Origin of the sequence: Halomonas ventosae, assembly GCF_004363555.1 — a bacterium.
In the GTDB taxonomy this organism is placed as follows: Bacteria; Pseudomonadota; Gammaproteobacteria; order Pseudomonadales; family Halomonadaceae; genus Halomonas; species Halomonas ventosae.
This window is the reverse complement of sequence record NZ_SNZJ01000002.1, coordinates 59,888-83,477: the sequence shown is the minus strand read 5'-3', so window position 1 is coordinate 83,477 and position 23,590 is coordinate 59,888. Positions and strand designations below refer to the sequence as shown.

Genomic DNA, 23,590 nt, shown 5'->3' with positions numbered 1-23,590 from the left:
ACAGGACTCAGACGGTGCGCGAGTAGCGCCCCGGGCCGTGGCTCAGGTAGGCGTCGAAGGCCATGGCGGCGTTGCGCATCATCAGCCGCCCGGCCGGCAGCACCGCGATGCTCCCCTCATCGATCGCCAGCAGGCCGTCGTCCGCCATCTCCTCCAGCTCGGCGAGGGCGTCGGCGAAATAGTCGCGAAAGGCGATGTCGTGCTCCGCCTCGATCGCGGCAAAGTCGATGCGGCCATGGCACATCAGGGCGTTGATCACATCGCGTCGCAGCAGGTCATCGGCGTTCAGGCGGTAACCGCGCATCACCGGCAGCCGTCCCGCCTCGAGGCGCGCCTGGTACCGGGCCGTCTCCTTGACGTTCTGGCTGTAGCTGTCGCCCACCTTGCCGATGGCGGTATTCCCCAGGCCGATCAGGTCGCAGTCGGCATGGGTCGAGTAGCCCTGGAAGTTGCGCTGCAGGGTGCCGTTCTCCTTCGCCAGCGAGAGCTCGTCCTCGGGCAGGGCGAAATGGTCCATGCCGATATAGACATAGCCGGCCTCGGTGAGGCGGCGGATGGTCAGCTCCAGCAGCTCGATCTTGCGCTCCGGTGGCGGCATGTCCTCGGGGCGGATCAGGCGCTGGGCCTTGAACAGCTCCGGCAGGTGGGCATAGCTGTAGGCGGCGATGCGGTCCGGGCTCAGGGCGATGATCTTGTCCAGGGTGGCATCGAAGCTCGCCACGGTCTGCAGCGGCAGGCCGTAGATCAGGTCGACGCTCACCGACTGGAAACCGGCCTCGCGGGCCGCGGCCACCAGCTCCACCACCTGGGCCTCGCTCTGGATGCGGTTGACCGCCTCCTGGACCCGAGTGTCGAAGTCCTGCACGCCGAAGCTCAGGCGGTTGAAGCCCAGGGCATGGAGCTCGTGGATCTGCTCGGGGGTGACGGTACGGGGATCCACCTCCAGGGAGAACTCCCGCGCCTCGGGCTCGGCGAAGTGGAAGGCATCATCCAGCGCGGCCATCAGCTCGCCGAGCTGGTCGTTGCTCAGGTAGGTGGGGGTGCCACCGCCCAGATGCAGCTGGGTCATGCGCCGCGAGTCGTCGAACAGCGCTCCCTGTAGCGCGACCTCGCGCTTGAGCCAGGCGAGGTACTCCGCGGCGCGCTCGCGATTATGGGTGATGATCTTGTTGCAGGCGCAGTAGTAGCAGAGGCTCTCGCAGAACGGGATGTGCACGTAGGCCGACAGCGGCTTGGGCGTCGCGGCCCGGTTGCTGCGCTCGGCGGCGGCACGATAGTCGTCCTCGGCGAAGGCCGCCTGGAACTGCGGCGCCGTGGGATAGGAGGTATAGCGCGGCCCCGGGCGGTCGTACTTCTCGACCAGGGGGCGGATGAACGGCAGGGTGTCTTGCATGATCGAATCGAGCCTCTGGAACCGTTAGGCGGCGGCCGCGGCCACCACCGCATGGGCGAATTATGCCAGCCATGACCGGGCGCGTCGGTACCCTTCAAGGGGTAGCTGACCCAGATCAAGGCGAGGTAGAAGGCACCGCCGCGGCAGCAGCCCGCCGCCGCCAGTGCACCAGGCGCCAGGCCACCAGCAGCCAGGCCAGGCTCCAGGCAGCGGCGGCGCCCCACAGCACCGGCAGGCCGGCCAGGGGCAGCGCGAGTCGCAGCCCCGCCGCCAGGGTGAAGAGCAGGGCCAGGGGCGCCAGCCAACGCTCCTCCCCGGGGCGCCCCCTGGCCCTCAGGATCGTCTGGCGCAGCATGATGCCGCTGGCCAGGGTGCCGAGCGCCCCCACGGTGATCGCGTGCAGCCCGCCCGCCAGCGAGCCCCCCGCTAGGAGGTCGGCCGCCACCAGCAGGGCTCCCGCCCCCAGCCAGGCATAGCCGATCAGCAGGCCAAGCAGGTCCGGCCGATCGCGGAGCGTCCAGGGCGACCAGCGCCAGAGCCGCACCAGGACCAGTGCCCCGGCCAGCGCCAGCAGTGCCCCGGCCAGCGCCAGCAGCGCCCCGGCCAGCGGCCACAGCGGCGGCCAGATCGCCAGCAGCCCCGCCGCGCCCAGCAGGCCGATCAAAGCCGCCTCGAGCCGTGGCTGGACACCGGCCCCGGCCACCCGGTCGCGCGCCATCAGGTGCCCGTTCACCGCCGGGGCGATCACCCGGCCGCCCATGAAGGCCATCAGCAGCAGCAGCCAGAGCACCCCCTGGTGGAGAAGGGGCGAGAGCAGCCCGGGGAAGGCCGGGCGCGCCGCCAGGCTGGCCACCGCCAGCATGCAGAGCAGCCCGAGCAGCGGCGAGAGCAGGCGGTTGCGCCACTTCTTGGCCGCCAGGAAGCGCGGCACCAGCCGGGCGGCCAGCAACAGGGCGAAGGCGGCATCCGCCAGCAACACGGGCCAGGCCGGGTAGCCCGCCAGACCACCGAGCCGCCCGACCAGCCACAGCCCCGCCAGGAGCGCCAGCCGGCGGGGCGGCAGCGGCCCCAGCAGGTAACCCGCGATCACCGCCAGGGCGAAGCCGAACAGCAACTCCCGGCCATGCGCTGAGGGTGTTGCCAAGCCCGGTAGCCAGGGCAGCCAACCGAATATCGCCGCCAGCGACAGCGGCACCGCCAGGGCCGCGTGCAGGGCGGCGAGGGGAAAGAACAGCGCCCAGGCGGGGCGCCGGTCGGTGCGGCGAGTGCCACCGGCTTGACATGGATCACTGGCAAGGAACCATAACATGCATATAAATTACATCTTACGGGTGACCACGCCAATCGCCCACCACGCGACCGAATGCCGCGGTCGCGAATCAAACCTAACAGGCATGATGTTAGGGTAATTGGTTTTCTCACTACGCCTTGCGAGGCGTCCGACGCGCCGGGACTCCCATGCACCTGACCCGCTTCACCGACTATTCGCTGCGCGTGCTGATCTACCTGGCCGTCAAGGGCGAGCAGCGCTCGACCATCACCGAGATCGCCGAGCGCTTCGATATCTCCCGCAACCACCTGATGAAGGTCGTGCAGGACCTCAACCACCGAGGCTACATCACCTCCATCCGTGGCAAGAACGGCGGCCTGCTGCTCAAGCGTGCCCCGGAGACGATCCCGCTGGGCGAGCTGGTTCGAGACACCGAGCGTGACCTGCACCTGGTGGAGTGCTTCGGCGACGATAACGAGTGCATCATCACCCCCGCCTGCCGGCTCAAGCCGATCCTGGCCGAGGCCCTCGCCGCCTTCCTCGCCGTGCTCGACCACTACACTCTGGCCGACCTGCTCGGCCCGCAGCGCCCCAGGCTGGTACGGCTGCTGCAACTCGACGATACCCCCGCCACGCCCGAGCCCCCCTGACCCCTGCATTAGCACCCTCTTTTACCTTTTGCGCCGCCGGGTCTAGGCTGAACATGACGCACGTCAAGCCTCGCCCGGGCGACGGCTGGCATCATGACCTCGATCGCCCGATGGGGCCCTGCCCGACTCGGGCTTTTTCAAGCACTTAAAGATGCATTTCGGAGGTATGTTATGAAGTCACTGCTCGTAGCCGCCCTGCTGGGCGGGGCCTTCCTGGCCATGGACGCCCAGGCCGCCGGTGACCCGGAGGCCGGCAAGGGCAAGGTCGCCGCCTGCGCCGCCTGCCACGGTACCGACGGCATGGGCACCGCACCGATCTATCCCAACCTGGCCGGCCAGTCCGCCGCCTACCTCGAGAGCGCCATGAAGGCGTACCGCGAGGGCCAGCGCGGCGGCGGCATGTCCGCGATCATGGCGCCCCAGGCCCAGGGGCTCTCGGATGAGGACATCGCCGACATCTCCGCCTACTACGCCAGTCTCGAGCCCTGATCCCCGGCCGGCCCTCGGGCCGGCCTCCCCCTGATGGGTGGCGGCCGGGAGGCCGCGCTGCACCGCCCAGGCTCACGCCCGCAAGGACCTCGCCATGCCTGCACGACCCCCTCGGCCAGCCGGCCTTGCCGGCCTGCTGCTCGGCCTGCTGCTTCTGCAGATCACCCCGGCCCTCCACGCCCTGGAGCTGGAGCAGGTCCGGGAGGGCTTCCCCGCCGCCGAGCGACTGGAACCGGCGGAGTCCCAGTGGCCGGTGAGCGAGGTGCACGCCGGTGACGAGCTGCTCGGCTACGCCTTCGAGAGCGTCGACATCGCGCCGATCCCGGCCTACTCGGGCAAGCCGGTCAACCTCCTGGTGGGCATCGACCGGGAAGGGAAGATCGTCCAGGCCGACCTCCTCGGCCACGAGGAGCCCATCATGCTGGTGGGCATCCCCGAGTCGAAGCTCGAGGGCTTCGCCGACGACCATGTCACCGCCCACGTCAACGACCGCATGAAGGTCGGCGACAACCTCGACGCCATCTCCGGGGCCACGGTCACCGTGATCGTGGTCAGCGACACCATCATGCGCGCCGCCCGCCAGGTGGCCGCCGAGCAGGGGCTGATCCCCGACCCCTCCGCTGCCCCGGCGGCGACGGTCCGCGAGGAGGTCTTCGAGCCCGCCGACTGGACGACGCTCACCGGCGACGGCACCATCCGCCGCCTGCACCTGACCCATGGCGAGGTGGACGAGACCTTCGTGGGCACTCCGGCCGAGGACTACCTGCATACGCCGCAGCCGGCGGAGCGCACCTTCATCGAGCTCTTCTACAGCTACCTGAACCCGCCTACCGCCGGGCGCAACCTGCTGGGCGACACCGGCTACGAGCAGCTGATGGCCGAGCTCGACGAGGGCGAGCACGCCATCGCGGTGATGGGCCACGGCGACTACTCCTTCAAGGGCTCGGGCTACGTGCGCGGGGGCATCTTCGATCGCATCGAGCTCTCCCAGAACGGCAACACGGTGAGCTTTCACGACCGCGACCATATCCGCCTGGGCAACCTCGGCATCGAGGGCGCCCCGGACTTCGACGAGCGTGACATCTTCATCATCCGCGACGCGGCCGCCTTCGACCCCGGCCAGCCGTGGCAGCTGGAGCTGCTGGTGCGCCGCGCCTCCGGCCCCCTGGACACCGAGTTCAGCCGCTTCAGCGCCGACTATAGCGTGCCCGAGGCCTATATCGACCGTCCCGAGCCGCCCAAGGAGGTGCCGATCTGGGTCGAGGTGTGGAAGGACAAGGCGTTCCAGATCGCCGTGCTGGCCGCCGGCCTGATCGTACTCACCGGCATCATGCTGTTCCAGGACGTGCTGGCCCGCCACCCAAGGATCCTGCGCCCGCTGCGCCTGGGCTTTTTGCTCTACACCCTGGTGTTCATCGGCTGGTACTCCCTGGCACAGCTCTCGGTGGTCAACATCCTGACCTTCACCAACTCGCTGATCAGCGGCTTCAGCTGGAGCTCCTTCCTGATCGACCCGATGATGTTCATCCTCTGGTCCTTCGTGGCGGTGAGCCTGCTGCTGTGGGGCCGCGGCGTGTTCTGCGGCTGGCTGTGCCCCTTCGGCGCCCTCCAGGACCTGGTCAACAAGGCCGCCCGCAAGCTCGGCGTGAAGCAGTATGAGCCGCCCTTCGGCCTCCATGAGCGGCTCTGGGCGCTGAAGTACATCATCCTGCTGGCGCTCTTCGCCCTCTCGCTGCACTCGCTGGGCACCGCCGAGCGCTACGCCGAGGTGGAGCCCTTCAAGACCGCCATCACCCTGCGCTTCCAGCGCGACTGGGGCTTCCTGCTCTACGCCCTGGTGCTGGTGGCGATCTCCGCCGTCAACCACAAGTTCTACTGCCGCTACGTCTGCCCGCTGGGCGCAGGCCTTGCGATCCCCGCCCGCCTGCGCCTGTTCGACTGGCTGAAGCGGCACCGCGGCAGCTGCGGTACCCCGTGCCAGATCTGCGCCAACGAATGCGAAGTGGCCGCCATCCACCCGGATGGCCGCATCAATGCCAACGAGTGCCACTACTGTCTCGACTGCCAGATCACCTACCACGACGACCAGCGCTGTCCGCCGGTGATCAAGCGTCGCAAGCGCTACGAGAAGGCGGCCCGCCTGGCCGCGGGACAGGGCGGCGTCGAGACCCACGACCCCGGCAGCGCCGGACAACGCAAGCTGCAGCGAATCCCGACCCATCAGGAGGAGTGAATCCATGAGTGACAAGAAGAAGACGATCGAGAACCTCGGCCGCCGCCACTTCCTGCGCAACAGCGCGGTGACCGGCGTCGCCGGGGCCGGCCTGGCCGGTGGCTTCGGCGCCGGCACCCTGCTCGGCGGCAGCAGCAAGGCCCAGGCCGCCAGCGAAGGCAGCATCGAGGTCGCCCCGGGAGAGCTCGACGAGTACTACGGCTTCTGGAGCGGCGGCCAGTCCGGCGAGGTGCGCGTGGTGGGCATCCCCTCCATGCGCGAGCTGATGCGCATCCCGGTGTTCAACCAGGAGGGGGCCACCGGCTGGGGCATCACCAACGAGTCAAGGCGCATCCTCGGCGACTCGGTCAAGTTTCTCAACGGTGATTCCCACCATCCGCACATCTCGATGACCGATGGCAGCTACGACGGCAAGTACCTGTTCATCAACGACAAGGCCAATACCCGGGTGGCGCGTATCCGTCTCGACATCATGAAGACGGACAAGATCACCACCATCCCCAACGTCCAGGCGATCCACGGCCTGCGCCTGCAGAAGGTGCCGCACACCCAGTACGTGTTCGCCAACGCCGAGTTCCCCATCCCCCATCACGACGATGACATCGTCAATGACGGCCGCGGCATGGAGAACCCTGAGGGCTACTACACCATGTTCAACGGCATCGACGCCGAGAGCATGGACGTGGCCTGGCAGGTGATCGTCGACGGCAACCTCGACAACACCGATGCCGACTACACCGGGCGCTTCGTGGCCTCGACCTGCTACAACTCCGAGAAGGGCATGACCCTGGCCGACACCATGCGCGCCGAGCGTGACTGGGTGGTGGTGTTCGACGTCGAGGCGATCGAGGCCGCCGTGGAAGCCGGCGAATTCAAGACCCTGGGCGACAGCGAGGTGCCGGTGCTCGACGGCCGCAAGGGCTCGGCGCTGACCCGCTACATCCCGGTGCCCAAGAACCCCCACGGCCTCAATACCTCGCCGGACGGCAAGTACTTCATCGCCAACGGCAAGCTCTCGCCGACCTGCTCGATCATCGCCATCGACAAGCTCCCCGAGCTGTTCGACGACGCCATCGAGCCGCGCGACACCGTGGTCGGCGAGCCGGAGCTGGGCCTGGGGCCGCTACACACCACCTTCGACGGCCGCGGCAACGCCTACACCACGCTGTTCATCGACAGCCAGATCGCCAAGTGGAACATCGAGGACGCCATCCGCGCCTACAACGGCGAGGAGGTCAACTACCTGCGCCAGAAGCTCGACGTCCACTACCAGCCGGGGCACAACCACGCCAGCCTCACCGAGACCAAGGACGCCGACGGCAAGTGGCTGGTGGTGCTCTCCAAGTTCTCCAAGGACCGCTTCCTGCCGGTGGGCCCGCTGCGCCCGGAGAACGACCAGCTGATCGATATCTCCGGCGAGGAGATGAAGCTGGTCCACGACGGCCCCGCCTTCGCCGAGCCCCACGACTGTATCCTGGCACGCGCCGACCAGATCAACCCCAGGAAGGTCTGGGCCCGCGACGACCCCTTCTTCGCCGAGACCGTGGCCATGGCCAAGGAGGATGGCGTCACCCTGGAGACCGACAACAAGATCGTGCGCGACGGTAACCAGGTGCGCGTCTACATGACCTCGGTGGCACCGCAGTTCGGGATCACCGAGTTCAAGGTCAAGCAGGGCGACGAGGTCACCGTGGTGATCACCAACCTCGACCAGGTCGAGGACGTCACCCACGGCTTCACCATGACCAACCATGGCGCCGTCATGGAGATCAGTCCCCAGCAGACTGCCAGCGTCACCTTCACCGCCGACAGGCCCGGGGTGCACTGGTACTACTGCCAGTGGTTCTGCCATGCCATGCATATGGAGATGACCGGCCGCATGCTGGTCGAGAAGGCCTGATAGCACCCATCGGGGCCGGGCAGACGCCCGGCCCCGCTTCTTTCCTGGAGAGACGCATGACCCGACGACAGCCTCGCGTCGTCCCCCGACCGTTGCTTACCGCCTGGCTGCTCGTGTGGCTGCCGGGCGGTCTGCTGGCCGCCGACTTCACGGCCAGCCCCGGCGAGCCGCTGCAACCGCTGATCGAGCGGGCCGCGAGCGGCGACCGCCTGATATTGCCCGAAGGCCGCTATCCCGGCCCGCTGGTCATCGACCGCACCCTGACCCTCTCGGGCGAGCCCGGCGCGGTGATCGACGGCGGCGGCGCGGGCCACGCCGTGGTGCTCGACGCCCCGAACATCGTGATCGAGGGCGTGACCGTCGAGAACTGGGGCGCCAACCTCACCGAGATGGACGCCGGCCTCTTCGTCGAGGAGAGCGCCAGCGGCAGCGTGATCCGCGACTCACGCCTCGAAGGTCCCGGCTTCGGTATCTGGCTCGACGCCGTCAGCGACGTTCGGGTACTCGACAACGTGATCCGCGGCGACGCTGCCGTGCGCTCCCAGGATCGCGGCAACGGCGTGCACCTGTTCAACTCCCGCAACGTGCGGGTGGAGGGCAACGATATCCGTCACACCCGCGACGGCATCTACATCGACACCACCAGCCAGAGCCTGCTGCGCGGCAACCATATGCAGGCGCTGCGCTATGGCGTGCACTACATGTACGCCTACGACAACCGCGTGGAGGCGAACACCACCCGCGATACCCGCACCGGCTACGCGCTGATGCAGTCCAAGCGCCTCGAGGTGATCGGCAACCGCTCGGAGGGTGATCGCAACTACGGCATCCTGATGAACAACATCACCGGCTCGACGCTGCGCGGCAATCACGTCACCGGGGCCCACCAGCGCCGCGACGCCCAGGGCAAGGGCCTGGTCAGCGGGGCAGAGGGCAAGGCGCTGTTCGTCTACAACGCCCAGTACAACCGCTTCGAGGCCAACCGCTTCGCCGAGAGCGATATCGGCATCCACCTCACCGCCGGCTCCGAGGACAACGAGCTGGTGGGCAACGCCTTCGTCGACAACCGCCAGCAGGTGATGTACGTGGCCACCCGGGCCCAGGAGTGGTCCGAGGCCGGGCGGGGCAACTACTGGAGCGACTACCTGGGCTGGGACCTGGATGGTGACGGTGTGGGCGACACCCCCTACGAGCCCAACGATGCCATGGATCGCCTGCTGTGGCGCTACCCGGTGGCGCGGCTGCTGATTCACAGCCCGGCGGTGCTGGCGCTGCGCTGGGTACAGCGCCAGTTTCCGGTATTCCGCCCCCAGGGGGTCAAGGACAGCCATCCGCTGATGAACGAACCCGACCTGGATGCATCCGACTCGAATGGATCCGCCTTCCATACACCCGAAAGGGGAGACGTCAGCGCATGACCGCGGTAATCGATTTCCAGGGCGTCACCCGCCGCGACGGCAGCCTGGTGCGACTCGACGCCCTCGACCTGCAGGTGGACGAGGGTGAGGTACTGGCCCTGCTGGGCCACAACGGTGCCGGCAAGACCACCACCATGCACCTGATCCTCGGGCTGCTCTCGCCCAGCGAAGGACAAGTGTCGGTCCTCGGCGGCGCCCCCGACGGCGCCCACGCCGAGACGCTGCGCCGCCGCCTGGGCTACCTGCCCGAGAATGTCAGCTTCTACGAGCAGTTGAGCGGCCGGGAGGTGCTCGACTACTTCGCCCGCCTCAAGCGGGTCGACCGCGGCCAGGTGGGCGAACTGCTGGATCGGGTCGGCCTCGGCCATGCCGCCCATCGCCGGGTGAAGACCTACTCCAAGGGCATGCGCCAGCGCCTCGGGCTGGCCCAGGCGCTGCTCGGCGACCCGCGCCTGCTGCTGCTCGACGAGCCCACCACCGGCCTCGACCCGGCCGCCACCCGCGACTTCTACGACACGGTGCGCGGCCTGCGCGAGCGCGGCTGCACGGTGCTGCTCTCCTCCCACGTGCTGCCCGGGGTGGAGCCCTATATCGACCGCGCGCTGATCCTCGGCGGCGGCCGGCGCCTGGCGCTGGGCAGCCTGGCGGAGCTGCGCGAGGAGGCCGCCCTGCCGATCACCGTGCGCGCCCGGGGCCATGGCAGCGAGGGCGACCTCGCCGCGCGCCTGGCCGGCTGGGACGACCCGCGCATCGCGGCCAACCCCGTCAACGGCCACGAGGTCACGCTGACGGTACCGCCGGACGCCAAGCTCGCGGTATTGCGCCGACTCACCGACACCTCCGGCGTCGAGGACATCGAGCTGCTGCCGCCGACCCTGGAGCACCTCTACACCCACTTCTCCGCCGGACTCTCGCCCGCGCAACGAGGAGACGCCGAATGAACGCCATCCTGACCATCGCCGGCAAGGAGTTCCGCGACGGCCTGCGCAACCGCTGGGTACTGGCCATCGCCCTCGTGCTGGCCTTTCTCGCCGTGGGCATCGCCTGGTTCGGCGCCGCCGCCAGCGGCGGCCTGGGTTTCACGTCGCTTGCCACCACCGTGGTCAGCCTGGCGACGCTGGCGGTCTTCCTGATCCCGCTGATCGCCCTGCTGCTGGCCTATGATGCCGTGGTCGGCGAGCAGGAGGCGGGCACCCTGCTGCTGCTGCTCACCTACCCCATCAGCCGCACCCAGCTGCTGCTCGGCAAGTTCCTCGGCCACGGCCTGATCCTGGCCGCCGCCACGGCGCTGGGCTTCTCCGTCGCCGGGGTGGTGATCGCGCTGGGTGCCGAGGGCGTGGCGCTGACCGAGCTGGCCGCCGGCATGGGTCTGCTGATCGGCAGCAGCATCCTGCTCGGCTGGGTGTTCATCGCCTTCGCCTACCTGATCAGCGTGTGGGTCACCGAGAAGGCCCGCGCCGCCGGCCTGGCGTTGGTGGTGTGGTTCCTGTTCGTGCTGGTCTTCGACCTGGGGCTGCTGGCGCTGCTGGTCAGCGTCGAGCAGGGCGGCGACTGGCTGCCCTGGCTGCTGCTGCTCAACCCCACCGAGTGCTTCCGCCTGATCAACCTGGCCGGCTTCGAGGCCGCCCGCAGCTACACCGGCCTCACCTCCATCGCCGAGGGCGGCGCTTTCCGGCCCGCCGTGGTCACCGCCATCCTGGTGGCCTGGATCCTGGTGCCCCTGGGCCTGGCGCTGCTGCGCTTCCGGCGCCGCGCCGCCTGAGTCCGCTGCCGACCCTCTTCACCGCTCCCGTAGAGAGACCCCGATGAAAAAACTGCTTCTGCCGCTGCTCCTGATCGTCGCCCTGCTGCTCGCGGCCTGCGGCGACGCCGAGCCCGAGGCGCTGGCCGCCGCCCAGCCCATCGAGGCCGGCGACAGCTGCCATGTCTGCGGCATGCTGATCGGCGAGCACCCCGGCCCCAAGGGCGAGGCCTTCATGGAGGCACAGGGCGAGGCGCTGAAGTTCTGCTCCACCATGGACCTCTTCGCCTTCCTCAGGCAGCCCGAGAACGAGACCCAGGTCTCCCACGCCTATGTGCATGACGTGGCCGCCGCTTCCTGGGCCACCCCCGATGACGAGGCCTTCGTGCTGGCCAGCGAGGCGATCTACGTGGTGGGCCACGACCGGCGCGGCGCCATGGGCCACACCCTCGCCTCGTTCGGCGACGAGGCCGACGCCAAAGCCTTCCGCGAGGCGCACGGCGGTGAGCTGGTGGGCTTCGATGAGATCGACCTCGACCTGCTGGGGCGCCTGGGCCGCGGCGAGCTGGGTGGCGATGTCGACCAGGGCATGGGCGACATGTCCGGCCACGACTGACGCGCGCGGGCGCCCGGGGCAGGACAGCCCCTGGCCTCCGTGCTAGCCTCGGCGCATCGCCGCCCCAGGAAGCCCCACGTCATGCCCCGCCTCTCCCGTCTCGCCCCGCTTCTGCTGCTGCCGCTCTGCCTGGCCCTGGCCGGGACGGCGTCGGCCACCGACTACAACACCGGCGACGTCCGGGCCCATGGCGGCTGGCACTCCCTGGTGCTGTCGCTGGGCGAGGAGCGCCACTTCCGCGCCATCGACCAGCAGAGCTACAGCGACGCCATCTTCAGCGTCAACGCCAGCGCCGGGGCCTGCGACGTGCCGTGGCTGGAGCTGCGTGTGGCGCTCGCCGAGAACCAGGCCGAGAGCGCCACGGTGAACCGCGTGCCCGCCGACCTGCGCGTCGATCAGGCGACCATCCACAGCGGCAGCGCCGCCTTCGTCACCGAGCGCGGCGACGATGGCTTCTACGTGCGCTTCGCGCTCCCTGACCTGGAGCTGCTGCTCGAGGAGATGGCCGAGGGGGAACTGCTGCGCCTGCGCATGATGCGCGGCCCCGACGACCCCTGGTTCATGGTCTTCGGCCTGGCGGGCGCCGGCGAGGCGATCGAACGCCTGCGTCGTCTGTGCGACGAGGCCGGGCGCTGAGGGGACCGCGCAGGGTTCGCAAAGATCGAGAGGAGGAGAAGGCGTGGCCGTGCTGCTGTTCCACCTGCGCAACGTGCCCGAGGAGGAGGCCGAGGAGGTTCGCCGGCTGCTCGACGAGCACGGCCTGGACACCTTCGAGACCCGGGCGGGCTTCTGGGGGCTCGGCGTGGCCGCGATCTGGCTGCGTAACCCGCACGAGCTGGCGCGGGCTCGTGAGCTGATCGACGCCTACCAGCAGGCGCTCGGCGAGCGCATGCGGCGCGAGCATGATGCCCTCGCCGAGCGCGGCGAGGCCCCCACCCTGTGGCGGCGGCTGGCGCGCCAGCCGATCCGCACGCTGCTGCTCGCCCTGCTCGCCGCCGCCGTGCTCGCCCTCTCGCTGCTGCCCTTTCTGTGGCTGGCCGGCTGATGCCGCCTCAGGCGCGTGGCCGGCGACTCTCGTCGCGCAGCGCCGCCAGCGCAGGCCCCAGGTCCGCCGCCAGCGCGGCCACCGCCGGCCGCGCATGGAAGTAGCCCTGCTGGCGGGTAATGCCGGCCCTCGCCAGCCACAGGGCCTCCTCCCGGGTCTCCACGCCTTCGGCGATCAGCAGGATGTCGAGCTCGTCGGCCAGTCGCTTAACGGCCTTGAGCAGGACCTGGCGGCGACGGTCACCGTCGCAGCCCATGATCAGTTCGCGGTCGACCTTGAGGCGGTCGGGGGTGAGGTCGGTAAGCAGGTCCAGGTTGGCATAGCCGTTGCCGAAGTCGTCCAGCGCCGTGGCGAAGCCCATGGCGCGATAGGCCTCGATGATGCTGCGCAGGTGCTGGCGATCCCTGACCCGTTCGGTCTCGGTGATCTCGAAGACGATGCGCTCGGTGGGCCAGCCGACCCGCGCCGAGACGTCCAGGGTCGCCTGGATGCAGGCCTCGGGCTCGTAGACCGCATTGGGCAGGAAGTTGATCGAGAGGTTCTCGCGCATGCCCAGCGCACTGGCCATCTCGATGGCCCGCACCCGGCACGCCTGGTCGAAGCGGTAGAGCAGGTCATCGGTAACCTGGGACAGCACACTCCAGGCCGACTCGCCCGCCGGCCCCCGCACCAGCGCCTCGTAGGTGGTGATCCTCGCCGTCTCCACGTCGACGATCGGCTGGAAGGCCATGGTGAAGGCGAAGGGCAGCTCCCCTTCGCAGCGGCCGCAGTGCCCCGCGACGCGCGCACAGCTCGACATCGGTGACTCCTTGTCAGTGTTCGTCGGTCTCTAACCCGGCAACCGGTGCGGGGCGCTGTCGGCCTGGCCGAGGGCAGGCAACGACGCGCCCACTATCCCAAGCGCGAGGGAGTGACGCAATCGCCGGGCCGTACATGGCCCGTTGCCATCGGGCAGTTCACGCCGCGCCGGCAAGGGTGTAGGGTCATCGCCAGACCCCACGAGGAACACCAGCCCTTGAACGCCCCGACACGCTACAGCGATGCCCAGATCGCCGCCGCCCTGGAGGCCTGCGCGCGGGAGCCGGTGCACATTCCGGGAGCCATCCAGCCGGCAGGGGGCCTGGTCAGCCTCGATGGCACCATGCGCCAGGTCCGGCAGGTCAGCGCCAACCTCGAGGAAATCCTCGGGATAGGCGTCGCCGAGGCCCTGTGCCACTCGCCTCGGGAGCTCCTCGGCGAGCGCCTGCTCGACCGGCTGCAGCGGGAGCTCGCCGACCGGGAGCGGCTGCCGGCGGCACTCACCACCCGCATCAGGGTGAAGGGGCGTGAGCGCCACCTGCACGTGGTCGCCTATCGCAGCGGCTCGCGGCTGGTGGTCGAGCTCGAGCCTCTCGCCCGGCCCGATGAACGGCGCCTGCTGGCGCTGGTCAACGAATGGCTGGTCCAGGTAGGCGAGATCGATGACGAGGAGCGACTGCTCCAGGCCCTGACCCGCATGGTCCAGCGACTCACCGGCCACGAGCGGGTGATGGTCTACCGCTTCGACGAGCAGTGGAACGGCCGGGTGGTCGCCGAGCACCGCCTGCCCCCGGCCGAGAGCTTCCTGGGACACCACTTCCCGGCCAGCGACATTCCCGCCCAGGTCCGCCGGCTCTATGACATCAACCGGGTGCGCAGCATCCCCGATGCCGCCGCGGCACCCATCCCCCTGGTGCCCGCTACGGACCCGCACGACCCCGCCCCGCTGGACCTCTCGCGGGGCTCGCTGCGCGCCGTCTCGCCCATCCACCAGGAGTACCTGCGCAACATGGGGGTGGGCGCCTCCCTCTCCATCGCCATGCATGACGAGGGACGGCTGTGGGGCCTGCTGGCCTGCCATGGCCTGGGCCCCACTTCCCTGTCGGCGGCGGACCGGGATGCCGCACGCGCCCTGGTGCAGATCGCCCTGCCGCGACTGATGCTGATACGCGCCCGTGCCGAGGCCCGACTGCTGCAGAGCATCCACGACAGCCGCGACCTGCTGGCCGGGGAGCGCGGACAGCTGGTCGACCCCGGCGAGATGGTCAAGCGCCACGGCCAGCAGTGGCTCGACCTGCTGCGTGCCGCCGGCGTGGCGCTGGTCCAGGGGGACCGGGTCCACGGGGTCGGACGGCGGCCGGAGGACCGTCGGCTCGAGGCCATGGCCGCGTGGCTCGGCCACCACCAGCGCCATGATATGCCCTGGGCCACCCAGGCGCTGGGGGATACACCGCTGGCCGAGTGGCAGCAGGATGACCTCTGCGGCCTGCTCGCCGCCCCGCTGCCCACCGATGAGCGTCGGCCCGCCTGGTTGATGCTGTTCCGGCACGAGCAGCGCGAGGCGCGCCGCTGGGCCGGCAAGCCCGAGGACGTGCCCATGGAGCGGGACGGCCGGCTGATCATGACCCCGCGCCGCTCCTTCGCCCAGTGGCAGGAGGAGGTGGCGGGGCGCAGTCGTGCCTGGGGGGCCATGGAGCGCCGCGCCGCCGGCGACCTCGCCGAGGACCTCGCCGTGCTGGCCTCCGGCCACCAGATCCACCGGCTGAACGTGCAGTTGAGCCGAGTCAACGAGCAGCTGCAGTCGCTGGCCTTCAGCGACAGCCTGACCGGCAGCTGGAACCGCTACCGCATGGAGCAGGCCATCGATGCGGCCCTGAACGCCGCCGAGCGCTACGGCCACCCCTGCGCGGTGCTGCTGTTCGACGTGGACCACTTCAAGCAGTTCAACGACACCCACGGCCATGAGGCCGGGGATCGGGTGCTGGTCGAGATCACCCGGGCCCTGCAGACCACCCTGCGTGACAGCGACATCCTGGGACGCTGGGGCGGTGAGGAGTTCATGGTGCTGGCCAGCCACTGCGACGGACAGGGAGCGCTCCCCCTGGCAGAGCGCCTGCGCCGGTGCGTGGAGGAGGTCGAGCTTGGTGAGCTGGGCCGGGTGACCATCAGCATCGGCGTGGCCGGCTGGCACCCCGGGGATACCCGCAAGCGGCTGGTCGCGCGGGCCGACGAGGCGATGTACCGGGCCAAGCAGAACGGGCGCAACCGCGTGGAGCAGGCAGCGGAGAGCGCCGCCCAGGCGTGAGGCGCCGGCCATGAACGAGCCTGCCCCCGCCGGTAAACCGGCGGGGGCAGGACTCGGGAGCCATCGGGCGTCGACGACGCCCGGGGCGGTGGGTCACTGGCGAGCGCGGGTCACTGACGAATGAGGTAGTCGAAGGCGCCCAGAGCGGCCTTGGACCCCTCGCCCATGGCGATGACGATCTGCTTGTAGGGCACGGTGGTCACGTCGCCGGCGGCGAAGATGCCGGGCACCGAGGTCATGCCGTGGGCATCGACCACGATCTCGCCGCGCTCGGAGAGCTCGATGGGCGAGTCCTGGAGCCATTCGGTGTTGGGCACCAGGCCGATCTGCACGAAGACACCTTCGAGTTCGACCTGGCGGATCTCGCCGCTGGCGCGCTCCTCATAGGTGAGGCCATTGACCCGCGTGCCGTCGCCGTTCACCTCGGTGGTGCGGGCGCCGAGGATGATCTCCACGTTGGGCAGGCTGCGCAGCTTCTTCTGCAGCACGGCGTCGGCGCGCATCTCGTCCATGAACTCGATCAGGGTGACGTGGCCGATGATACCGGCCAGGTCGATGGCCGCCTCGACGCCGGAGTTGCCGCCGCCGATCACCGCCACGCGCTTGCCCTTGAACAGCGGGCCGTCGCAGTGGGGGCAGTATGCCACCCCCTTGTTGCGGTACTCGGCCTCGCCGGGCACGCCCATCTCGCGCCAGCGGGCGCCGGTGGCGAGCACCAGGGTCCGGCTCCTGAGGCTGGCGCCGGATTCGAACTGTACCTCGTGCTCCTCCCCCGGCTGGCCGGGCACCAGCTTGACCGCACGCTGCAGGTTCATGATGTCGACCTCATACTCCTTGACGTGCTCCTCCAGCGCCGCGGCCAGCTTGGGGCCCTCGGTGTGGGGCACGGAGATGAGGTTCTCGATCCCCATGGTGTCGAGCACCTGGCCGCCGAAGCGCTCGGCGGCCACCCCGGTGCGGATGCCCTTGCGGGCGGCATAGACCGCTGCCGCGGCGCCGGCCGGACCGCCGCCGATCATCAGGGTGTCGAAGGTCGGCTTCTCGCTGAGCCTGGCGGCCTCGCGCTCGGCGGCGCCGGTGTCCACCTTGGCGAGTATCTGTTCCAGGCTCATGCGGCCCTGGTCGAAGGGCTCGCCGTTGAGGTAGATGCTCGGCACCGACATCACCTGGCGCTCCTCCACCTCGTCCTTGAACAGCGCCCCATCGATGGCGACGTGGTGGACGCCCGGGTTGAGGATCGCCATCAGGTTGAGCGCCTGGACGACGTCCGGGCAGTTCTGGCAGGAGAGCGAGAAGTAGGTCTCGAAGTTGAGCTCGCCCTCGAGGCCCTTGATCTGCTCGACCACCTCAGCCGAGGCCTTGGGCGGATGGCCACCCACCTGCAGCAGCGCCAGCACCAGGGAGGTGAACTCGTGGCCCATGGGCAGGCCGGCGAACACCACGCCGGTCTCCTCGCCGGGGCGATTGAGCGCGAAGGAGGGGCGGCGCGCGTCCTGGCCATCGAGCTTGAGGGTGATCTTGTCGGTCAGGCCGACGATGTCGGTCAGCAGACCGTGCAGTTCCTTCGACTTGGCGCCGTCATCGAGGGACGCGACGATCTCGAAGGGCTGGGTGACCTTTTCCAGATAGGCTTGGAGCTGGCTTTTCAGATTGTCGTCCAACATGACAGCGGCATTCCTTCATGTTCGGGTGTCGGGGTGGAGGCATGAGGGGGCCGGGACGTCCCGCGCGGGGAGGCCCAGTTCGCTCATGCTTCCGGAATCAGGGCCCGGGCAGGGGATACCCGGGCGGGGCAGGCGAGGCCGTTAGGGGCCTCGCCGGCGGGGGGCAGATCGCTTAGATCTTGCCGACCAGGTCCAGGGACGGAGAGAGGGTCTCTTCGCCTTCTTCCCACTTGGCCGGGCAGACTTCGTTCGGGTTGGCGCGCACGTACTGGGCGGCCTTGACCTTGCGCAGCAGCTCCTCGGCGTTGCGGCCGATGTTGCCGGCATTCAGCTCGATGATCTGGATCTTGCCATCGGGGTCGACCACGAAGGTGCCACGCTCGGCGATGCCGTCTTCCTCGATCAGCACCTCGAAGTTGCGCGAAATGGCGTGGGTCGGGTCGGCCAGCATCGGGTACTGCAGCTTGTTGATGGTCTCGGAGCTGTCGTGCCACGCCTTGTGGGTGAAGTGGGTGTCGGTGGAGACGCTGTAGATCTCGACGCCCAGCTTCTTGAACTCCTCGTAGTTGTCTGCCAGATCACCCAGCTCGGTGGGGCAGACGAAGGTGAAGTCGGCCGGATAGAAGAAGAAGATGTTCCACTGACCCTTCAGGCTCTCCTCGGTGACGTCGATGAACTCGCCATTGTGGTAGGCAGTGGCCTTGAACGGCTTGACTTCGGTGTTCAGCAGCGACATTCGGTAGTGCTCCTTTCGACTTTCGTTGAATGGGTGACGGCGATACGAGGCGCATGGTAGCCCGTATCTCCTGATAGCGTAAATTGAATGGCGTCATGGAGCTGATAATTCAACCCTATGGCCCACGGGACGGGCATCAACCTATGTCCACCGCCTCGCCCTGGCGGTCGAAGGCCAGGAACTGGGAGATGTTGCCCATCTTGAGCGACTCCACCATGCGGTTGAGGTGCTGCTCGGCCTGGGCCTGGGCGTTCTCGCCGGCCAGCGCCGCCACGAAGACGATGTCCCAGTCGACGCCGGTCTCCCGGGATTCCGCCACCAGCGCGGCCATGTCGGAGAGCTCCTCGGGGGCCTTGTCGACGCAGACCACCGGCGTCAGCACGCCGCCCTCGCCCTGCTCGAAGCGACGCCGCTGCTCCTCGCTGGGATGGTCCGGCAGCTCGGCGCGGGTGAAGACGAACAGCAGGCGCTGCGGCTCTGGCTGGGCACGCGCCTCGTCCAGCAGGTCGGCATAACAGGAAATGGCCACGGGGACTCCTCCAGTTCGGGATGGTATCGTGGCAGGCAGCGTAACGGGCCCGCTCCGCTTCGGGAAGGGGGTTTCGCGGCCCATGCGACCCAGATCACGTTCCGGAGCGCCGATGAGCCCCCCGACCCCACCGCTGGCCCGTCAGCTGCGCGACGCCACCCGCGACGCCCACCGCTCCCTGGACCATCACCCCGCGCTGCAGTGCCTGCTCGCCCCCACGCTGACCCGGGAGGCCTACGGTGCTTCGCTGCTGGCCCTCTATCCCGCCCATGCGGCACTGGAGAGCCGCGTCTGCCGCGAGATCTCCCGGCTCGGGCTGCGACTCCGGGTACCACGGCGGCTGCCGCGCCTCGCCGATGACCTCGGCACCCTCGGCCTGACACCGGAAGCGCTCGCCTACGAGGCCGGGGTAAGCCCGGCCTCCCCCGCCACCCTGGCGGGAGAGCTCTACGTGCTGGAGGGATCCCGCCTGGGCGGCCGGGTGATTGCCGACCGGCTGCGCCGGACCCTGGGCCCCGGGGTACCCCACGCCTTCTTCTCCCTGGCCATGGTCCCCGGGGAGTGGTCGCGGCGCCTGGCCGAGCTCGAGGCGCTCTGCCCACCCGGGCAGAGGGAGGCCGCCGTGGCGGGCGCCTGCGAGGCCTTCGCCCGCTTCCACCATCAGCTGGACCTCCGCTTCCGGGCGTAGCCGGCGTTCAGCGGGAGGTCATCGCCTGGCGCAGGCGCAGCTCCAGGCGCCGCTCATAGAGCCCCTTGGTCACCAGGGTGCCCAGCACCAGCCCGCCCCCGACCAGGGCGATCGGTGCCGGGGTCTCGCCCAGCAGCCACCAGGCCCAGAGGGTGCCGACCACCACCTCCAGCAGCAGCAGCAGGCCGACCTCGGCGGCGGGCAGGTAGAGGGGCCCGCGCTGCAGCAGGGTCACCCCCGCCGGCACGATGAACAGGCACAGCAGGACCACCAGCAGCCAGCGATCGATGGGCGGCATGTCGATCCCACCACCGCCCAGTTGCAGCGCCAGGGCAGCGCCACCGCCCACGATGAGGCCGTTGAACACCAGCATCGGGCTCATGTCCACGCCGGGGCGCCGACGGCAGAGCGTGAAGTTGAGCGCCAGGGTGGTGGCGGCCATCAGGGCGAAGGCATTGCCCACCCAGGAGCCGGCCCCGGTGTCGTCGATCACGATCATCCCGATGCCCAGCATGCAGAGCCCGATCGCCAGCCAGGTGCGGCGCGGCAGCCGCTCGGCGAGGATCGCGCGGGACAGCAGGGCGGCAATCAGCGGCGCCCCCGCGAGGATCAGCAGGACATTGCCCGCCTTGGTGTACTGGTTGCCCAGCACGAAGCCGCAGGTCGTCAGGCTGAAGAGCAGCGCCACAGCGATGCCGGTGCCGCCGCAGCGCCGGTAGGCGGCCAGGGTGCCGCGGCCGTAGCGCGCCACGGCGATCACCAGAAAGCCCAGCGCCGAGAGGAGCCCCCGCCACATCAGGATCTCGGCGTCCGGCAGGGCCGCCAGCTTGATCAGCAGCGCATCCGGCGACATGATCAACGCCCCGCCCCCGGTCAGCAGCAGGCCCTGCTGGCGGTGGGAGAGACCGGCGCCCGACCGCCACACCATCACGGCCGTGCCTCCCTCACGCTTTCCTCTCCTCCAGGACGCGGATGACTTCCGGCACCGTCAGGCCCTGATCATCGATCCCCGCAAAAAGTGCCTCCACCGCCTCGGCGACGCTGCGACCGGCCCCCAGTTCGTCGGTCATGGCATGGTAGTAGCCCAGGTCCTTGCTGGCATTGGCCACGCTGAAGCGAAAGCCGGACGCATCGCCCTCGGCAATGAAGGGCCGCAGGCGGTCGAAGACCACTCCGCCACCGCCGCCCTTGCCCACCACCTCGAGGAAGGCCGTATCGTCGATGCCCGCCCGGCGCGACGCCGCGGCCGCCTCGGCCAGCACCGCCGAGAAGCCCAGCGAGACGAAGTTGTGCACAAGCTTCAGGGTATGCCCGGCCCCCACCTCGCCGGCATGGGTGATGTTCTCGGCAAAGCTCTCGAGCAGCGGCCGCATCTCGGCGAACAGCGCCGAAGGGGCCCCCACGATCAGGTTCAGGCGCCCCTCCTCCGCCTCCCGCGGCGTCCGGGTCATGGCGGCATCCATGAAGTGGCCGCCGGCTTCCACCACCCGCGCGGCGACCCGGGTCGTGGAGCTGGGCAGCGCCGTGGAGCAGTCGATCACCACGCCCCCCGGCGCCAGCCCCTCCAGCACCCCACCGGGTTCGAAGAGCACCGCCTCGACCTGGGGCGAGCCGGTCACGCAGAGCAGCACCGCATCCGCGGCCTCTGCCACCTCGCGCCCCGTGCTCGCCAGCTGTGCCCCCGCCTGCACCAGGTCATCCACCGGCTGGTTGCCGGGATGCTCCAGGAGCGTCAGTGGATAACCGCCCCGAAGGATGTTGCGGGCGATGCCGTGGCCCATCAGGCCGGCCCCGACCAGGCCGATACGCGGTGTCTGTGTCATGCTTGCCTCCCTGCTCATCCGTGGTGGTGCGTCTTCTCGCCCTAACATTCTCGGACCGTCTCGAATCACGAACGCCCTCACCCTCTGCGGTTCGGCGGCACCAGGCCGTGGCGCTGCATCCGCCGATAGACGGTGGGGCGCGACACGCCCAGCCGCCGGGCCACCTGGCTGATGTTCCATCGGGCCTGCTGCAACAGCTCATGGAGGGCCTGCCCATCGTCGTCCACCGCCTCGTCGTCCCCCTGTGCCAGGGTGAGCGGTGCGGGAGGCGCATCGACCAGGCACTCCTCCGGAAGGTCATGAACGGTGATCTCGTCCCCTTCGACTGTGGCCAGGGCGAAGCCCAGGGCATTCTTCAGCTGCCGGATGTTACCGGGCCAGCCATAGGCCAGCAGGGCACTCATGGCATCGGCGCGCAGGCGGGTGGCCTGCTCGCGCTCGGCGACCAGCGCCTCGTAGACGCTGCGGATCACGAAGTGCCGGTCGGCTCGCTCCCGCAGCGCCGGCAGGCGCAGCTGGGCACCGTTGAGCCGGTAGTAGAGGTCCTCCCGAAAGTCGCCGTCGCCGATCATCCGGCTCATGTCACGGTGGGTGGCGGTGATCACCCGGATGTCGACCTTCACCGGCGTATCAGCGCCGAGGGGCATCACCTCGCGCTCCGCCAGCACCCGCAACAGCCGCGACTGCAGCGGCAACGGCATGTCGCCGATCTCGTCCAGGAAGAGGGTGCCGCCGTCGGCCTGCTGGATCAGCCCGCGCATGCCCTGGCGGCGACCGCCGGTGAAGGCGCCCGGCAGGTAGCCGAAGAGCTCGCTCTCGATCAGCGACTCGGGAATGGCCGCGCAGTTCACCGCGATGAACGGGCCGCTCGCCCGCGAGCCGCTGTCATGCAGGGCCCGCGCCAGCACCTCCTTGCCGGTGCCGGTCTCCCCGGTGATCAGCACGCTCACCTCCTCGTTGCGCAGGCGCCGCGCCAGCTTGAGCACCCGATGCATGGCCGGGTCGTCCGAGGCGAGCCGGTCGAGTGCCGGCACCGGCGTCGGCGATGCCGGCAGGTCGCGCACGGCGACACGCCGCCCTCGCGGCTCGATGAGGGTGACGAAGCAGATGGCATCACTGGCCCGGGCGCGGAAGGCCCGAACCTGGTCGCCGCCGGCCGAGAGGATGCCCAGGAAATCGCTGATCTCGCCGTCGAACAGCTGGGTGATCGAGGGCATGCGGTCCGGGGACCAGGAAGGCCAGCGGCGCAGGTGCTCGTCGATCAGGGCGCGCCCGCTGCCGTTGGCGGCGATGAGGGTGCCGTCCTCCTCGATGGCGATCAGCCCCCGGCCGTTGAGGTGAACGAATTCGCGCGCCGTGTCATAGCGCAGGATCAGGCAGTCCCCGTAGCGGTGCATGAAGTAGGCATCCTCGATCATCCGCGCGTAGAGCGTCACCAGCGAGAGGCCGAAATTCTGGCTTTCGTGGGATCGCGGCGACTCCAGGGCCGAGATATCGAGGACGGCGATCACGTTGCCCTGGGGGTCGGTGATCGGCGCCGCCGTGCAGGTCAGGTTGATATGGGTCGCGTCGAAGTGCTCGCCGTGATGACAGGTGATGGCCAGTGTGTCGTGGATGCAGGTGCCGACGGCACAGGTCCCCGCATAGCGCTCGTCCCAGTCGGCCCCGAGATAGAGGCCCGCCTTGCGCAGCGCCCGGTCCCGGTGGCGCTGGCCACGGAACTCCACGGTGATGCCGCGATGGTCGGTAAGCAGCAGCACATAGCCCAGCCGGGCCACCTGGGCATGGAGCTGGTCGACCCCGGCACGGGCCACGTGCAGCAGGTCGTCCACCGACTCCTGGTGGTCGCGCAGTGCCTGCTGGGTCAGCACCCGCACCGGGCGCGGTCGGCTGGGGTCGAGGCGGTATTCAGCGACGCAGCGTGCCCAGGAGCGACGGATCACCTCGCGGCAGGCACCGAGTCCCGTCTCACGGCCTTCGCTGAGCTGGATCAGCGTATCGATATGCTGGCGTTGTTCGGTTTGCAGGCTCATGTCTGCCTCCCGGGGTCCCGCTTAGCCAGGCAGGAAGGGGCGACGGGACCGTTGTTGTTGTCTGGCAGGCCAGCCTCCCAGCCTATGCCGCCCCGGCGGAGAGTCAATCGACAAGGCCTTCGCCCTTGGTCGGGCATTACAGCTGTAACGTCCTGGCCGTCATGGCCGTGACAGGTGGCACGCCATCCGCCGGCCCCGGACACCGATGCCCGACGGGCCCTGGCCCTGCCCAGAGAACTCAATTTCCCTGTTTTTCAAT

Annotated in this window: 21 protein-coding genes; 12 read left to right on the top strand and 9 right to left on the bottom strand. The window is 69.3% G+C overall.

The genetic code is table 11. The features are described from left to right. Nucleotides 1-7 precede the first annotated feature (7 nt). Both hemN and DFP85_RS01870 read right to left on the bottom strand, forming a co-directional pair. Nucleotides 8-1,393 (bottom strand): oxygen-independent coproporphyrinogen III oxidase, encoded by a 1,386-nt coding sequence (gene hemN / locus DFP85_RS01875; RefSeq protein ID WP_133634403.1) that lies wholly within the window; start codon nt 1,391-1,393, stop codon nt 8-10. Between the two features lie 115 nt (nt 1,394-1,508). Beyond that, on the bottom strand, nt 1,509-2,702 hold the full coding sequence (locus DFP85_RS01870; RefSeq protein ID WP_133634401.1) for an NnrS family protein: 1,194 nt from the start codon (nt 2,700-2,702) through the stop codon (nt 1,509-1,511). Nucleotides 2,703-2,851: 149 nt separating this feature from the next. On the opposite strand from DFP85_RS01870, the gene DFP85_RS01865 reads away from it, so the two are divergent. From DFP85_RS01865 to DFP85_RS01820, 10 genes are all read left to right on the top strand, one after another. Beyond that, nucleotides 2,852-3,313, top strand: coding sequence for an Rrf2 family transcriptional regulator (locus DFP85_RS01865; RefSeq protein ID WP_133634399.1), 462 nt, complete (start codon nt 2,852-2,854; stop codon nt 3,311-3,313). Nucleotides 3,314-3,484: 171 nt separating this feature from the next. Further along, the gene (locus tag DFP85_RS01860) at nt 3,485-3,802 is read left to right on the top strand and encodes a c-type cytochrome (RefSeq protein ID WP_133634397.1); all 318 of its coding nucleotides are present in this window, start codon (nt 3,485-3,487) and stop codon (nt 3,800-3,802) included. A gap of 94 nt (nt 3,803-3,896) precedes the next feature. Beyond that, complete coding sequence (gene nosR / locus DFP85_RS01855; protein ID WP_133634395.1) at nt 3,897-6,035, top strand: transcriptional regulator NosR; 2,139 nt, start codon at nt 3,897-3,899, stop codon at nt 6,033-6,035. A 4-nt stretch (nt 6,036-6,039) separates the two neighbouring features. After that, nucleotides 6,040-7,935, top strand: coding sequence for a TAT-dependent nitrous-oxide reductase (gene nosZ, locus DFP85_RS01850; RefSeq protein WP_133634393.1), 1,896 nt, complete (start codon nt 6,040-6,042; stop codon nt 7,933-7,935). A 56-nt stretch (nt 7,936-7,991) separates the two neighbouring features. Then, nucleotides 7,992-9,353, top strand: coding sequence for a nitrous oxide reductase family maturation protein NosD (locus DFP85_RS01845; RefSeq protein WP_133634391.1), 1,362 nt, complete (start codon nt 7,992-7,994; stop codon nt 9,351-9,353). Further along, nucleotides 9,350-10,294 (top strand): ABC transporter ATP-binding protein, encoded by a 945-nt coding sequence (locus DFP85_RS01840; protein WP_133634389.1) that lies wholly within the window; start codon nt 9,350-9,352, stop codon nt 10,292-10,294. Before DFP85_RS01845 ends, DFP85_RS01840 begins: the two co-directional genes overlap by 4 nt. After that, complete coding sequence (locus tag DFP85_RS01835) at nt 10,291-11,115, top strand: ABC transporter permease (protein ID WP_133634387.1); 825 nt, start codon at nt 10,291-10,293, stop codon at nt 11,113-11,115. Before DFP85_RS01840 ends, DFP85_RS01835 begins: the two co-directional genes overlap by 4 nt. A 43-nt stretch (nt 11,116-11,158) precedes the next feature. Then, nucleotides 11,159-11,710: a nitrous oxide reductase accessory protein NosL gene (locus DFP85_RS01830; RefSeq protein WP_133634385.1), complete on the top strand. Its 552-nt coding sequence runs from the start codon at nt 11,159-11,161 to the stop codon at nt 11,708-11,710. Between the two features lie 81 nt (nt 11,711-11,791). After that, the gene (locus DFP85_RS01825; protein ID WP_133634383.1) at nt 11,792-12,346 is read left to right on the top strand and encodes a hypothetical protein; all 555 of its coding nucleotides are present in this window, start codon (nt 11,792-11,794) and stop codon (nt 12,344-12,346) included. A gap of 43 nt (nt 12,347-12,389) precedes the next feature. Continuing rightward, the gene (locus tag DFP85_RS01820) at nt 12,390-12,755 is read left to right on the top strand and encodes a DUF6164 family protein (protein WP_133634381.1); all 366 of its coding nucleotides are present in this window, start codon (nt 12,390-12,392) and stop codon (nt 12,753-12,755) included. 7 nt (nt 12,756-12,762) lie between these two features. Here the strand turns inward: DFP85_RS01820 and DFP85_RS01815 are convergent, their stop codons facing one another. Beyond that, nucleotides 12,763-13,554 carry an EAL domain-containing protein gene (locus DFP85_RS01815; RefSeq protein ID WP_133634379.1) on the bottom strand — a complete coding sequence of 264 codons (792 nt, stop codon included), beginning with the start codon at nt 13,552-13,554 and terminating at the stop codon, nt 12,763-12,765. Nucleotides 13,555-13,770: 216 nt separating this feature from the next. Here DFP85_RS01815 and DFP85_RS01810 point away from each other — a divergent pair, with 216 nt between their 5' ends. After that, a complete protein-coding gene (locus DFP85_RS01810; RefSeq protein WP_133634377.1) occupies nt 13,771-15,858 on the top strand; it encodes a sensor domain-containing diguanylate cyclase in 2,088 nt (695 codons plus the stop codon). A gap of 110 nt (nt 15,859-15,968) precedes the next feature. On the opposite strand, the gene ahpF is transcribed toward DFP85_RS01810, so the two are convergent. The 3 genes from ahpF to DFP85_RS01795 form a co-directional block, all read right to left on the bottom strand. Next, complete coding sequence (ahpF, locus tag DFP85_RS01805; protein WP_133634375.1) at nt 15,969-17,522, bottom strand: alkyl hydroperoxide reductase subunit F; 1,554 nt, start codon at nt 17,520-17,522, stop codon at nt 15,969-15,971. 172 nt (nt 17,523-17,694) lie between these two features. Continuing rightward, the gene (gene ahpC, locus DFP85_RS01800) at nt 17,695-18,258 is read right to left on the bottom strand and encodes an alkyl hydroperoxide reductase subunit C (protein ID WP_106229529.1); all 564 of its coding nucleotides are present in this window, start codon (nt 18,256-18,258) and stop codon (nt 17,695-17,697) included. 136 nt (nt 18,259-18,394) lie between these two features. Next, nucleotides 18,395-18,787 (bottom strand): ribonucleotide reductase subunit alpha, encoded by a 393-nt coding sequence (locus DFP85_RS01795; protein ID WP_133634373.1) that lies wholly within the window; start codon nt 18,785-18,787, stop codon nt 18,395-18,397. 112 nt (nt 18,788-18,899) lie between these two features. Here DFP85_RS01795 and DFP85_RS01790 point away from each other — a divergent pair, with 112 nt between their 5' ends. Further along, nucleotides 18,900-19,475 carry a biliverdin-producing heme oxygenase gene (locus DFP85_RS01790; protein WP_166644570.1) on the top strand — a complete coding sequence of 192 codons (576 nt, stop codon included), beginning with the start codon at nt 18,900-18,902 and terminating at the stop codon, nt 19,473-19,475. Between the two features lie 7 nt (nt 19,476-19,482). Here the strand turns inward: DFP85_RS01790 and DFP85_RS01785 are convergent, their stop codons facing one another. The 3 genes from DFP85_RS01785 to DFP85_RS01775 all read right to left on the bottom strand — a co-directional run bounded on the left by DFP85_RS01785 (nt 19,483) and on the right by DFP85_RS01775 (nt 23,331). Then, on the bottom strand, nt 19,483-20,403 hold the full coding sequence (locus DFP85_RS01785) for a DMT family transporter (protein WP_133634745.1): 921 nt from the start codon (nt 20,401-20,403) through the stop codon (nt 19,483-19,485). 16 nt (nt 20,404-20,419) lie between these two features. Continuing rightward, nucleotides 20,420-21,298 carry an NAD(P)-dependent oxidoreductase gene (locus DFP85_RS01780; RefSeq protein ID WP_133634369.1) on the bottom strand — a complete coding sequence of 293 codons (879 nt, stop codon included), beginning with the start codon at nt 21,296-21,298 and terminating at the stop codon, nt 20,420-20,422. Between the two features lie 77 nt (nt 21,299-21,375). Further along, the gene (locus tag DFP85_RS01775) at nt 21,376-23,331 is read right to left on the bottom strand and encodes a sigma-54-dependent Fis family transcriptional regulator (RefSeq protein ID WP_133634367.1); all 1,956 of its coding nucleotides are present in this window, start codon (nt 23,329-23,331) and stop codon (nt 21,376-21,378) included. Nucleotides 23,332-23,590 lie beyond the last annotated feature (259 nt).